Source organism: Fructilactobacillus sp. X7R9C1 (genome assembly GCF_059901005.1).
The window spans coordinates 13,234-26,711 of the sequence record NZ_JBWXVG010000007.1 but is presented as its reverse complement, the minus strand read 5'-3'; the positions used below and the strand labels follow the sequence as shown (position 1 = coordinate 26,711).

Below are 13,478 nucleotides of genomic sequence, written 5' to 3'. Positions count from 1 at the left end.
GTCTACTCTTGATCTAAATGTGACTTTGCCTCATCAATCAACTTCAAATCAACGTAATCATTTAAAAAACGTTCCATCGGTGTGTACAAATGTCGTTTTTTAAAAGATACACTAAAATCCGCCACAATGGCAACCCTTAATTTATTTTCCGTCAAAAAAACTTGACCAATGCGCTGAAAATGTCCCTTAGTATGTTTCCCGATCCGCCAGGTGTGAAGTTTAAAATTACCCTGCTCATCCCTCTTAATTACGTAATTACCAGAGTCATCCAGTTTAACTGGAACCCCGGTAAAACGAATTACTTTATATTTATCTGCCATGATCTCGGCTAAAGCTTCTGTTGTTTAATATTGCGACGCTTGGAATCCTGCAAGATGTAGATGGCAAGAATTACCAAGGCGGATCCGACAATTTCCATTAAACTAATCTTGGTGTGCAAGAAGATAACACTCAAAATGAAAGTCACTACTGGCTGAACGGCGTCAACTAAACTAACATCTTCAGAGGAAGCAAAGTGTAAACTGTGAAGCAAACATGCAAATGGGATTACGGTTCCAATGATAACAATGGCACCAATTCCAATGATCGCACCCATCGTTAAGTGAGGTACACCAACCCAAACTGGTTGATGAATGTTAAAGACCAATCCGGCAATCAAGGTTCCCCATCCAAGGACGACGATTGGTGAATTTTCTTCCATTAATGGCCGAGGGATGACAACGTAACATGCGGCCGTAATTCCTGAAACAATTCCCCAAAGTAACGCTGGCAGCGGAATGGCTAACTGATTAATGTCACCCTTGGTAATTGCCAAAAACACCCCCACAAGTGCCAACAGGAACACGATTAAATCAATCTTATAGGGACGTTTATGAAAGAACAAAAAGCCCCCTAAAAGGATGAACAGTGGTGATAAATACTGCAAGATGGTTGCTGATGCTGCGTTTCCATCCTGAACACTAAGGTAAAACGACATCAGGTTGGCACCTAAGCCAATGATTCCATATGCCACAATACAAATAATCGATTTCCAGTCCTTAAAAACATGGAAGATTTTTTTCCCATACATAATCGAACCAATTGCTAAAAGTAGAATCCCGGAAAAAATAGTTCTGACGGACAAGAACCATGAAGCTGGAATAGCGGCATTTTGTGAGACAAACTGCAAAACAACCCCAGAAATACCCCAAAAAGTGGATGCAAGGGTTGCCCAGGCAATGCCTTTTAATACTTTACTTTTTCCAATGCTAGTCTTTTCTTCACTCATATTTTCACCCTAACTCGGCATAAACCGATTTATTTTTTTACATATCAATTTAATAGTTTAATTTTAGGCGTAAAGAACAGGGCGGTCAATAGTCCATGTCATTTTATCTAACATAAAAAAGCGAAACCAATTTTATCTGGTTTCGCTTTTAAATTAAAAACTAATCTTCGTTTTTATCTCGTTTAAAACTCATTGGTTGATACGTTAACCGAATGGCAGCTGGTAACAGGATTGGCAAGATGATTACTAAGATAATTAAACCAATGATAACCCCGATGGCAACCTGAATCAGTGTCAAAATTCCTGATGGAATCAGTGCGGCAAACGTACCACCTAAAATCACAGCAGCAGATAATACCACTACTCCAATATAGTTGGCCGAATTAACGATTCGTTTCGCAGGCGTTCCGTCCTTGGTTTCTCGGTACCTCATCATCAAGAAGATACTGTAATCAACCCCCAACGCAATCAACATGATAAAGGTGAAGAACGGCGTGTTCCAGGTCAACATGCTCTGTCCGAGGAAAATATCCGAGAAGATCCGTGTCAACGTCAATGAAGTGAAGTACGTCAAAATTAATGTTCCTTCAATATAAAGTGGTTGTAGAATTGAACGGGTTACAAACATCAGTGCAATCAGGATTCCGACTAACATGATGACAGCCGTTCTGAAGAAGTCTTGTGAGGCAATATCATGGGTGTCAGACATGGTTGCTGTCTCTCCCCCAATTGCAACGGTTGCATCATTTAAACTAGTTCCCTTCAGTGACTGTTTAACTTGATTTTGAACGTCCTTAACCAAGTTCATCGACTTAGCGTTTGATGGGTTATCTTTTAAGACAAAGGTGATGCTTGTAATCTTGTCATTAGAAGAAACGTAGTTGTTTAAGGCTTGCTTGAAAGTATCACTTTGAAGCACCTGATTAGGAATGTAGAACGTGTTCGCAGCCGCAGCTGAGTTCTGTAAACCGGTCAAGTATTCATTTGACTGTTGCATTCCCTTATTAATCTTACTTAGGCCATCATTTGCTTGCGACAATTGGGCTTGGACCCCTTGCAACTGTTGCCCCATCGCCTGAGCATTTGCACCAATGTTTTGAGTATCTGAGGCAATCCCGGCCAATTCATTTTGAAGACCTGACATAGAAGCGGCCTGTTGCATTTGCACCTTGGAACTAACACTTTGAAGACCGGAAGCAACAATTTGTAACTGTTGAGGACTCATTGGTGACCCCATAGCGGTGGCTTGTTGTTGCATCTGGGCGATGACTTGCTGACCCGAAGTTTGACCAGGAGCGGTACTTGCTCCACTAGCGCCTTGAATGGTCTTTAAATGATCTCCAATTGATTGTGCCGAACCCCCAATTGCCTTTAGTTGATCGGCATTAAATGAACCACTGTTAGCCCCACTCTGAAGTTGGGTTAAACCAGCATTAGCCTGTTGCATCTTGCTGTTCAAAGTCCCCAGCTGATCGTTTAAGTAGAGTTGGTTAATTGGTTCGCCACTTGGCTGGGTGACCGAAGCAACCGTCTTAATTTCCTTATTTTTCTCCAATTGACGAGTAATCCGATCAATTTCCATCATTGACTTCTCGTTATTGACCTTGTGTTTGGATTGAATATAAATCGTTGACGGTTCAGCAGTTCCCTTTGAGAAATGCTTGGATACCGTATTTAATCCTTGTTTTGAAGGCAATGAATTACTTAATTCAACCGAATTATCGTAGTTCAAGCTGCTCTTTCCCGCAAAGAAAATCAATGGCAAAGTCAAAACTAAAACCAAGGCAATCGCCATCACCGGATGTGCAACTGAATGACTGGACAAGAAGTACCAGATTCGACTACCCCGTTTCTTTGGTGACAGATTCTTAGCTGGCCAGTACATGGTCTTACCAAGGAGCGCCATAAAGAACGGATTTAATGAGAGAAGTACCAGTAATAGTACCACCACTCCAATGGCAACTGCCACTCCAGACTGGTAAATTGAGAACTTGGCTAGTCCAAGGGCAAAGAAACCAATTAGGACCGAACCACCACTGTAGAGAATGGTCTTACCGGCTCGTCTTCTGGCATCGACCGTCGCCTCCACTTTGTCCATTCCTTGTCCCAGATTATCCTTAAACCGGTCATACAGTAGGATGTTGTAATCAGTTCCAATTCCAAACAGCACTACCACCATAAAGACCTGGGTAAAGTTTGAGAGTGGAAAGCCCATATACTTCGCCAAATTCATGACGACACTCAAAGAGACAATGAAAGAAACTCCCACGGTCAAAAGTGAAATCAACGGAACGATTGGAGATTTAAAGACAATGATCAACACAATCAAAATGAAGACTGCCGCAATGATTTCGGTTTGCTTGATTCCATCAATCATTGACTGCCGCATGTCGTCATCTAAGACATCGGATCCCGTCACGTACGACTTCAAGTTCGCCGTTTTCGCACCCTTTTTGAGTTTATTGTTCATCGTTTCAACCGAGTCCTTTTTCGAAACATTCAGTTGAACTAATTCAGTCGTACCGTCCTTTGAAATCAGTTGTTTCTTGGCGGCGGCATTCTCGTTTGCTGAGGTAACACCCTTAATTCCATAGTAATCGGCATCATTTTTTAGCTTCGAAACGGTTCGATCGATGTTAGCCTGTTTACTAGCATTAATGCGTTTGTTGCCGTTGTTATATACCAGTACAACTTGTCTGGTATCGCTAATGTGATGGCCCCAATGCTTTTGAATATTTTCAGCAACCTGACTCTGCATGTTAGCTGGAATCTTAGTTTGTCCATGTTGTGCAGTTACCTGTGAAATGCTAGGCAAAAAGAAAATGGCAGCTAAAACGGCAAGAACCCAAAATATCGCAAAAAATATGTATTTTTTGACGAACCTATTCATCAAACTCCTCCTCAATGTTTAATATTTTACTTAAAACATTAATTCATTCATAACGCTTCCAATTATACAAAATTGATCACAAACAAGCAATCCGCCAAAAGCAGTTCAATCAAAAAAGCACCAACCGATTAGTCAGTGCTGAAGTGATGCTTTTCTGGGTCTGATTGCCAAGATAAAAACGGTACTCAAGACCAAAATGCCACCAATGATTTCATAGATATTGAAACTGGTATGTAAGAAAACCACGGTTCCAATCGTTGCCGACAAAGGTTCAAAAGTATCGAGTAGGCCGGCAGTCGTAGCGGACACGTACCTTAAACTCGATGTGAAGCATAGAAATGACAACATTGTGCCAAAAAGCACAATGAAGGCCACTCCCAAAATGCCACCAAGAGAAAGCTTGGGAACATCCACCCAGAAGGGATGAACGCAGGTGAAGATCACTCCACCAACGATCATTGCCCATCCAATGATGACAAACGTGCTGAACTTTTCCTGGAGTTTGACCGGCAGCATGGTCTGAAGCGCGCCAGCAAAGGCCAGGCAGAGGCCAAGCGTAAACGCTTTAGGACTCATTGCGAGATGGGTCAAATCTCCCTTTGTTACCAGTAACCACGTTCCAAGTAGGGCTACCACGACAGCGACACCCTGCTGAATCGTTGGTGTTTTTTTGTACACAATCACCGTCAAAATCATAATGATGACCGTTCCAAGGCTCTGCATGATAGTTGAAGTTGCCGCATTACTGGCTCTCGTTGTCAGTAAGTATAGGTACTGAACGGCCGATAAACCAAAAATCGCATAACAGAGCAGGATGACCCAGCTATATCCGGTGTGCCAAATCTTTAAAATCCTATTTCTTTGAACAAACTTTGTAAATAAAAGAATTAAGATGCCGGCAACCGACATCTTAACTCCCATTAACCATTCCGTTGAAAAATTCTTATCTTGAAACAAGAACTGCGAAACAGGTCCTTGAATTCCCCACATGATGGCTCCAGCAATTGCTAGGATGACACCAATGTAAGTTTTACTTTTCTTCAATATTTGTGCCCCATTTACTTATCTTCGTAACCATTTGGATGCTTAGTCTTCCAGGTCCAAGCGGTTTTAATGATTTCTTCAACGTTATCAAACTGTGGTTTCCAACCAAGAACTTCTCTCGCCTTGTCAGAATTAGCAATCAAGGTATCAGGATCACCACCACGTCTTGCGTCAATTTCAACCGGAATCTTTTTACCAGTAACCTTTCGAGCGGCATCAACGATCTGTTTATTAGAAAAACCAGTTGATGAGCCGAGATTAAAGATATTACTTGGGTTGCCCTTTTCAAGGTACTTCATGGCAAGAATATGAGCGTCTGCCAAATCAAGGACATGAACGTAATCACGAACGTTGGTCCCGTCTGGCGTGTCATAGTCATCCCCAAAAATCTTCATGGTATCCTGCTGACCTGCGGCAACCTTTAAGACGATGGGAATTAAATGGGTTTCTGGATGATGATCCTCTCCAATGGAGCCGTCTTCCTTGGCTCCAGCAGCGTTAAAGTATCTAAGAGCAACAAACTTAATTCCGTAAGCTTCATCAACCCACTTCATAATGTGCTCCATGATTAACTTGCTTTCACCATAAGGGTTGATGGGGTCTTTTCGGTCTTTTTCATAGATTGGAATTCGCTCTGGATTACCGTAGGTCGCAGCGGTGGAAGAAAAGACCAAGTACTTAATTCCCGCTTTCTTCATTGACTCCAACAGCTTAATCATCCCAATCACGTTGTTATCAAAATACTTCAAAGGATCCTTCATTGATTCGGGAACCAGTGAGAAAGCATCCATGTGGATTACAGCATCGATATTTTCCTTAGCGAAAACGTCATCCAAAAAGTCAGAATCACGAGTATCCCCCTCATAAAACTTTGCTTTAGGATTAACGGCCTTGCGGTGTCCCGTTGACAAATTATCAACCACTACAACATTGTAACCCTTATTAATTAATTGATCGACCATGTGTGAGCCAATGTATCCAGCTCCTCCAGCAACTAATACAGCCATCTTAATTACCTCCTATTTATCTAATAAATCATCATATTGAGTATTTTTTTCGAAAAATTTAACGGCAAAGGAACAAACTGGTTTGATTAAATCATGGTTTTCTTTGGCGTAATCAATCATTACCATAATTAACTTTCCAGCTAAACCCTGGCCACGATAACTTGGGTTCACAAATGTTTCGTTAATGGAGACTACTCCATTATCTTCAGTAAAAGTAACTTCAGCAATTAAATCACCATGGACATCGTTAGCATAGAAACGGCCTGGTTCATAATCAAATTTCATTTGTCTCACCACCTTAGCGTAAGTATATCACAGTCTTGACATCAATATAAAGGCGCTTACATTGACGGAGTGTCGGACTTTAATTATAATCCATATTAGAAGTTACAATTCAAACTATTCGACGTGGAAAAATTATTTCCAGGAGGAAAATTATGAGTGCAACAGATACTAAACAGGAATATGATAACTGGGTTTCTCAAGAAGATATGCCGGCAGAATTAAAAATCGATTTGGCCAAAATGAGAAACGATTCGGAACAAATTGAAGACGCTTTTGGGTCATCACTTTCATTTGGAACGGCCGGAATGCGTGGAACGCTCGGTGCTGGAACGAACCGGATGAACGTTTATACCGTTAGACAGGCCACTGAGGGTCTCGCCCAACTGATGGACACACTTGATCCTGAGGTAAAAAAGCGTGGGGTTGTTATTAGTTTTGATCCCCGATACAATTCGCAACTCTTTGCTCATGAAGCGGCTCGGGTACTTGGTGCTCATGGCATCAAGACGTTTGTTTTTGATGACATTCGCCCAACTCCAGAACTTTCGTTTGCTGTGCGTCACTTACACACTTACGCCGGAATCATGATTACCGCTAGTCACAATCCAAAACAATACAATGGTTACAAGATTTACGGTGAAGATGGTGGTCAAATGCCACCCAAAGAATCCGATCTAATAACTACTTACATCCGCAAGGTCAACGACCTCTTCAAAATTCCAGTTTCAGAGGAAAAGGACCTTAGAAAGGATGGGCTCATGAGTATCGTTGGTGAAAACGTTGACGTTCCTTATCTAGAAGCCGTTCAAACGGTCAACGTGAACCATGACCTGATTAATAAGGTAGGAAAAGACCTGAAGTTTGTCTACACTCCCCTTCATGGAACTGGTAAAATTGTTGCTAGACGGGCACTCTCAGACGCTGGGTTCAAGAACTATGACGCGGTTGTTGAACAAACCATCGCCGACCCTGAATTTCCTACTACACCATTTCCTAATCCAGAATTCCCACAAACCTTTGATCTTGCCATCAAATTGGGTAAAAAAGAAGATGCGGACGTTCTGATTGCGACCGACCCTGACGCTGACCGTTTGGGAGCCGCCGTTAGACAACCTGACGGTGAGTACAAACTCATGACTGGAAACCAAATTGCCAGTGTTCTTTTAAATTATATTCTTCAAGCCAAAAAAGACGCTGGTACCCTTCCAAAGGATGGAGTAGTGGTCAAATCAATCGTTTCAACTGAACTCGCTACCGATATTGCCAAGAATTACGGAATCGAGATGAAGAACGTCCTAACCGGGTTCAAGTTTATTGCGGAACAAATCAAAAACTTTGAACAAAATCACGATCATACCTTCCTCTTTGGATTTGAAGAAAGCTACGGTTATCTTATCAAACCGTTTGTAAGAGATAAGGACGCCATTCAGTCGACCCTACTGCTTGCTGAAGTTGCTGCTTACTACCGGGAAAAGGGGATGACCCTGTACGACGGTCTTCAGGATATCTACAAGAAGTACGGTTACTTTAGAGAAAAGACCATCTCCAAGGAATTCGATGGTTTAGAGGGTAAATCCAAGATGGCCGCAATCATGAAAGACTTTAGAGACCATCCCATGACAACATTCAATGGCGCCAAGGTGATTAAGCTTGAAGACTTCCAGACTTCCACCACGACGATGGCTGATGGTTCAACCCAAAAGATTGAGTTACCACAATCGAACGTTTTAAAGTATTGGCTTGATGATGGGACTTGGCTTGCAATTCGTCCTTCTGGAACTGAACCCAAGATCAAGTTTTACATCGGTGTTAAAGCTGATACAGCAAAGGCAGCTGATCAAAAACTCGAGAGCTACACTCAAGCCGTTGACGATGAACTATTAAATAAATAATTTTAAGCAAACAAAAACTGGACTCGTTTGAGTCCAGTTTTTTGATACTTTCATTTAGTTACTGGTTCATCAGCATTAACAAGTGCGACCGTGTACACCTTTTCAACTTTAAATTCCTTAATGGCCTTCTCACTACGCCAGAACATCTGGATCGCAGCATGACCAGTTGTTCCCTGGCGCATATCACGCCGCATTCCCGTAACATAATCAGAAACATACGTAATCATCTTAATCAACTGAGCAATTAAGGAGGCCAACTTTGATTTTTTGGGTACGTCCATTCTCTTTAACAATTTAATCGAATAAGCACATTTTTCAAGCAAGTTATCGTCATTGACTAGGTCACCAATCGCAAACGCAAATGAATTCTCAACGGTGTAACCATCACCACGATAATGAACTAACCCGGAGTTATCTTTAAAACTATTAACAACCGTTTCAAGGTATTTTCCTTCGTTATCAATGAATTGAACGTTATCGGCCAGTTTCGAATCCGAAAGGCTCGGGGTCTCCTTATCCGTCAAATTACTAAACCAACTTTTTAAGCTCAAATTGCCAACCCCTTTCTGATGTTTGGTTTGTGAATTATTACTTTCATTATATCATTAGCTGTAAGCGCTTACCAATAGTAACTTTCTCTCGGTAAAATCATTGGTTTGTTAATTCCTGCTTACATAACCAATTAACAATGATGTATCATTATTATCATAATGATAAATTAAGGAGTGAATCACATGAAAATTGGAGTATTAGGTGCCGGCCATATGGGCAGCGCCATCATTAAAGGACTTGTCAACAAATATAACGCGAGTGACATTTTAGTAAAGGGACATCACGTAACCGACGAGCTCAAAAACTTCTCAAAGGACCTTGGTTTCACGATTGTCATCGATGATTTTCCAAGTGACTTAAACGTCCTATTTGTAACAACTCCCGCACCAATCACAGTGGCAGTGCTGAAGAACACCAAATTGCCAGACCAAACTGTGATCGTTTCAGCGGCCCAGGGGGTTAGTGAACAAGCCATTAATGACGTGCACCAAAACAACTCAGTGGTTTGTATCGTACCTAACATCCCGGTTGCCGTGAACGCCGGTTGCATCGCCGTTGGTAAATCTAAGAATGCCAATGAAGCAGACGTTAAGTCGGCTTTAGACGTTGTAACTAACCTAGGAACGCTCATTAAGACCAGTAACCAAAACCTTGGCATCGTGGGAACGGTTGCTGGATGTGGCCCAGCTTTTGTCGACGTCTTCATGGACGCCTTAGCTGACGCCGCCGTTCAAAATGGCCTTGACCGTGAGACCGCCTTTAAGGTCGCTGCAAGTATGGTTCAAGGCAGTGGCAAATTAGCACTCGATACTGGCATTTCACCGGCAACTTTGAAAGACCAAGTTACCTCACCTGGTGGTTCTACCATTCGTGGGGTGGTTGCTTTAGACGCCACCGGCTTTAGAAATGCCGTCAACAAGGCGGTTAACGACGCCAACAAATAAAATACGGTAATGGAGGAAATTATTTGGATTCAAAAGTAAGCTTAAAAACCAAAATCGCGATCCTCGCCACCGCGTTACTATCATTTTGTGGAATTCTATTAGAAACTTCAATGAACGTTACGTTTCCAGAACTCTCACAAATTTTTCACATTTCGTTAAACTTAGTTCAGTGGATTTCAACTGGATACCTACTAGTCGTTACCATTACCATGGCAACGACAGCATACCTCCTAAAGAAATTCCCACTAAAAAACATTTTCGTCTTTGCGGTCACCGCGTTTATCCTTGGTGATATTTTGTGTGCGGTCGCACCCAACTTCTGGCTCCTATTAGTCGGACGACTAATTCAAGCAGCTGCCACCGGAATCTCACTTCCGATGATGTATCAAATCATTTTTGCTGAAGTACCCCGACCAAAAATCGGCTTTTATACTGGAATTGCTTCAATGGTTATCTCACTAGCTCCCGCACTGGGACCAACTTACGGGGGAACGCTATCATCACTACTTTCATGGCGTTACATCTTCATCGTGGCTTTCCCAATCGTCCTAGTTACCCTGTTTATCGGACTTAAGAGCATTGATCTTAAAGCTCCGGGAATCTCCAAACGATTTGATTTCGTTAGCTTTGCCCTCTTGATCGTGACCCTATTCTCATTTGTTTGGGGTGCTAACCAGTTTGGCGTCAAGGGTGCAACGTTTATGAGTGGCCTCATTCCCATCGTCATTGGATTAATCACCCTGGTCTTATTTATCTACCTCAATGGTCACGGTGATTCACAGCTAATGTCGCTTCATCCCCTCAAGATCCCTACGGTTTCACTGAACGCCGTGAACTACTTCTTATTGATGTTCATTAACATCGGGGCGTCATTTGTAATTCCAATTTACGCTGAGACGGTCCTTCATACCAGTGCCATGGTTGCTGGACTGATCCTGCTTCCAGGTTCAATCATTGGTGGACTCATTTCGCCATTTGCGGGAGGCGCTTATGACCGGTTCGGAGCCTTTAAACCAATCATGATTGGGATGGTTCTTCTCTCAATCGCCACGCTCTTGTTTAGTTCCATGACGGCGGCCTTCACGGTTATCGTGTTGACGCTGTTATTCGCACTTTTACGAATTGGATTTAACTGCGCGTTCTCCTGTACCATTACCAACGCTCAAGAAACCGCTCCACAATCTGATTCAGCCGACGTGAACTCGTTATTTAACATGCTCCAACAATACGCTGGTTCAATCGGTACTAGTGTCCTGGCAACGATCTACGCCTTTAACCAGAACCAGGCTCACAGTGCTGCCCAATACGTCTCAAAGACGGTCATGGGTGGTCACATGGACTTCTTACTCCTGTTCGTACTGGCCGTTTTCGGCTTAATCCTGGCACTAGTTAACTGGACCATTCAAAGAAAGCACCTCGCAAAAAATGCATAACAATCAAGCAATTAAGAAACTTGCTCCCAACCTTCACCATTTAACTACGGAACAGGAACAATTAATTAATCAAATCGAACAATTTATTAAGCAAAGAATCGATCAAAAACAACCGTCCGTTTTCACGATCTTTGGAGATGCTGGAACGGGTAAAAGTGTCATTTTAAGCCAACTTTTTTTCAACCTTCAGCAAGCCGCAACGAAAAGTGGCAAACTTCATGGTACAAAAAACTACTTCTTAGTTAACCACCCGGAAATTTTAAAGGTTTACAAACAAATTGCTGGATCAGAGGACAACGTTTTAAAAAAGAACTTTATGCGTCCTACCTCATTTATTAACCAAATGCACAAGCGAAACGAACGTGCTGACGTTGTGATTGTTGATGAGGCCCATTTACTACTATCTTCACCAGACCATTACAATAATTTCTATCAGAAAAACCAGTTAGAAGAAATCATTAAGTCAAGCAAGGTCGTCATTGCCGTCTTTGACATGAATCAGGTACTACGAACCAAGTGTTACTGGGACAAGCAACGTTTAAACAAACTACTTGAGCCCTACTATCACGAAAGCTATCAACTGACTCATCAGTTTCGCATGACCGCTAAGCCAGACTTGGTCCACTGGATCAACGAATTTACGATGGGCAAACTATTGCCAATCCCCAAGGACGCTGATACTGGTTACGACTTTCAAATCTTTGATGACGCTGAAAAAATGCGCCAAGCGATTATGAAGAAGAACGATGAAGTTGGCTTATCTCGAATTGTTTCGACCACCGGCTACCCATCAACTTTAGATGGCGGAAAACATTACATCAAAGAGCTCGGAGGTTTCAAAATGCCGTGGGATCAGTACAATTACACCAGTACCCCGTGGGCGGAAATTCCCCAAACCATCAATGAAGTTGGTTCCATTTACACCTGTCAGGGATTTGATTTGAACTATGTTGGCATTATTCTAGGTCCGCCAATCTATCTTGACCCTAAGGATCATCGCGTAAAGGTCGATTTAAAAAAGCAAACCGATGTTGAAAGCAAAAAACACCGAAAAGACATCACAGATCCGAAAAAATTTGCACAAATAAGGCGGCAAATTATCCTGAACTCCGTGAATGTATTGATGAAGCGCGGTGTCTTTGGGACTTTCATCTTTGCTCACGATCCGAAGCTTAGAGAAGCATTGATGAAATCATTTCAAAAGATCAACCACTAAGTAAGTTCCATTTTAAAGATAATTAAGCCAAAAGGCCCCATAATGTTCGTATTTTGGGGTCTTTTTGGTTGTTCTGATAAAAAAATTTACTTTTGTGTAACAAAATGTGCCATCAGTGCTAGTAATTTCCTTTCAATGCGTATAATCTAGTCATAACCCCAAAATACATTTTTTGGAGCTTATGATAAGGAGGACAATTTAATGGGATCAATCATTCAATTCAAAGACGTAGAAAAGTACTACGGCAAATTTCACGCGTTAACCAACATTAACCTTGATATTCATGAAGGTGAAAACGTTGTGTTAATCGGACCATCTGGATCGGGTAAATCAACTTTACTTAGAACCATTAATGGACTAGAGACCATTCAAGAGGGGCAACTAATTGTTGACGGAAAAGATCTGTCAAGCAACAAAACCAACCTCAATAAACTTAGAACTGACGTTGGGATGGTCTTTCAACATTTCAACCTTTACAACAACAAAACCATCACCGAAAACATCACGCTGGCTCCACGAATCGTCTTAAAACGTCCTCAAGCTGAAAACGAAGAGGTAGCAAAGAAACTACTTGAACGAGTTAACCTACCAGAACAGGGAGCCAAATACCCAGCTCAATTATCCGGTGGTCAACAACAGCGAATTGCTATTGCTCGCTCCCTAGCAATGAATCCCAAGGTGTTGCTGTTTGACGAACCAACCTCTGCCCTTGATCCCGAGATGGTCGGAAGTGTGTTAGACATCATGCAGGACATTGCTAACACATCGGACATGACGACCCTCGTTGTTACTCACGAAATGGGCTTTGCCAGATCCGTTGCTGATCGCGTTATTTTCATGGCTGACGGGAAAATCCTGGAAAATTCTAAAACCGATGAATTTTTCGATCACCCTAAGACCGAACGAGCTCGCAAATTCCTATCACAAGTTGAACATAAATAAAAAGTG

At 42.1% G+C, this 13,478-nt stretch carries 12 protein-coding genes; 5 read left to right on the top strand and 7 right to left on the bottom strand.

The genetic code is table 11. The annotated features are described in order from the left end of the window. Window positions 1-2: 2 nt before the first annotated feature. The 6 genes from AC6UD0_RS05535 to AC6UD0_RS05510 form a co-directional block, all read right to left on the bottom strand. Window positions 3-320, bottom strand: a complete 318-nt coding sequence (locus tag AC6UD0_RS05535) for a DUF7671 family protein (RefSeq protein WP_500708407.1) — start codon at window positions 318-320, stop codon at window positions 3-5. A gap of 8 nt (window positions 321-328) precedes the next feature. Continuing rightward, window positions 329-1,267: a DMT family transporter gene (locus tag AC6UD0_RS05530; protein WP_500693392.1), complete on the bottom strand. Its 939-nt coding sequence runs from the start codon at window positions 1,265-1,267 to the stop codon at window positions 329-331. Window positions 1,268-1,427: 160 nt separating this feature from the next. Continuing rightward, window positions 1,428-4,157 carry an MMPL family transporter gene (locus AC6UD0_RS05525; protein ID WP_500708406.1) on the bottom strand — a complete coding sequence of 910 codons (2,730 nt, stop codon included), beginning with the start codon at window positions 4,155-4,157 and terminating at the stop codon, window positions 1,428-1,430. 132 nt (window positions 4,158-4,289) lie between these two features. After that, window positions 4,290-5,201, bottom strand: coding sequence for a DMT family transporter (locus AC6UD0_RS05520; protein ID WP_500708405.1), 912 nt, complete (start codon window positions 5,199-5,201; stop codon window positions 4,290-4,292). A gap of 14 nt (window positions 5,202-5,215) precedes the next feature. Beyond that, window positions 5,216-6,208 (bottom strand): UDP-glucose 4-epimerase GalE, encoded by a 993-nt coding sequence (galE, locus tag AC6UD0_RS05515; RefSeq protein WP_500700883.1) that lies wholly within the window; start codon window positions 6,206-6,208, stop codon window positions 5,216-5,218. 12 nt (window positions 6,209-6,220) lie between these two features. Continuing rightward, a complete protein-coding gene (locus tag AC6UD0_RS05510) occupies window positions 6,221-6,493 on the bottom strand; it encodes a GNAT family N-acetyltransferase (RefSeq protein WP_500696433.1) in 273 nt (90 codons plus the stop codon). A 152-nt stretch (window positions 6,494-6,645) separates the two neighbouring features. Between AC6UD0_RS05510 and AC6UD0_RS05505 the strand changes: the two genes are divergently transcribed. Continuing rightward, window positions 6,646-8,385 carry a phospho-sugar mutase gene (locus AC6UD0_RS05505; protein ID WP_500693387.1) on the top strand — a complete coding sequence of 580 codons (1,740 nt, stop codon included), beginning with the start codon at window positions 6,646-6,648 and terminating at the stop codon, window positions 8,383-8,385. Between the two features lie 50 nt (window positions 8,386-8,435). On the opposite strand, the gene AC6UD0_RS05500 is transcribed toward AC6UD0_RS05505, so the two are convergent. After that, window positions 8,436-8,936 (bottom strand): hypothetical protein, encoded by a 501-nt coding sequence (locus AC6UD0_RS05500; protein ID WP_500708404.1) that lies wholly within the window; start codon window positions 8,934-8,936, stop codon window positions 8,436-8,438. A gap of 183 nt (window positions 8,937-9,119) precedes the next feature. Here AC6UD0_RS05500 and AC6UD0_RS05495 point away from each other — a divergent pair, with 183 nt between their 5' ends. From AC6UD0_RS05495 to AC6UD0_RS05480, 4 genes are all read left to right on the top strand, one after another. Then, window positions 9,120-9,881 (top strand): pyrroline-5-carboxylate reductase family protein, encoded by a 762-nt coding sequence (locus AC6UD0_RS05495; RefSeq protein WP_500696431.1) that lies wholly within the window; start codon window positions 9,120-9,122, stop codon window positions 9,879-9,881. Between the two features lie 23 nt (window positions 9,882-9,904). Beyond that, window positions 9,905-11,314, top strand: a complete 1,410-nt coding sequence (locus AC6UD0_RS05490; protein WP_500695374.1) for an MFS transporter — start codon at window positions 9,905-9,907, stop codon at window positions 11,312-11,314. Continuing rightward, window positions 11,307-12,530, top strand: coding sequence for a DUF2075 domain-containing protein (locus AC6UD0_RS05485; protein ID WP_500708402.1), 1,224 nt, complete (start codon window positions 11,307-11,309; stop codon window positions 12,528-12,530). The genes AC6UD0_RS05490 and AC6UD0_RS05485 overlap by 8 nt, the downstream gene beginning before the upstream one ends. A gap of 201 nt (window positions 12,531-12,731) precedes the next feature. After that, complete coding sequence (locus tag AC6UD0_RS05480; protein ID WP_500708401.1) at window positions 12,732-13,472, top strand: amino acid ABC transporter ATP-binding protein; 741 nt, start codon at window positions 12,732-12,734, stop codon at window positions 13,470-13,472. Window positions 13,473-13,478: the final 6 nt, after the last annotated feature.

Coding starts and splice junctions, on each gene's coding strand:
- AC6UD0_RS05505 (WP_500693387.1), top strand. CDS start 6,646: ATGAGTGCAACAGATACTAAACAGGAATATGATAACTGGGTTTCTCAA.
- AC6UD0_RS05510 (WP_500696433.1), bottom strand. CDS start 6,493: ATGAAATTTGATTATGAACCAGGCCGTTTCTATGCTAACGATGTCCAT.
- AC6UD0_RS05525 (WP_500708406.1), bottom strand. CDS start 4,157: ATGAATAGGTTCGTCAAAAAATACATATTTTTTGCGATATTTTGGGTT.
- AC6UD0_RS05480 (WP_500708401.1), top strand. CDS start 12,732: ATGGGATCAATCATTCAATTCAAAGACGTAGAAAAGTACTACGGCAAA.
- AC6UD0_RS05530 (WP_500693392.1), bottom strand. CDS start 1,267: ATGAGTGAAGAAAAGACTAGCATTGGAAAAAGTAAAGTATTAAAAGGC.
- AC6UD0_RS05535 (WP_500708407.1), bottom strand. CDS start 320: ATGGCAGATAAATATAAAGTAATTCGTTTTACCGGGGTTCCAGTTAAA.
- AC6UD0_RS05485 (WP_500708402.1), top strand. CDS start 11,307: ATGCATAACAATCAAGCAATTAAGAAACTTGCTCCCAACCTTCACCAT.
- galE (WP_500700883.1), bottom strand. CDS start 6,208: ATGGCTGTATTAGTTGCTGGAGGAGCTGGATACATTGGCTCACACATG.
- AC6UD0_RS05495 (WP_500696431.1), top strand. CDS start 9,120: ATGAAAATTGGAGTATTAGGTGCCGGCCATATGGGCAGCGCCATCATT.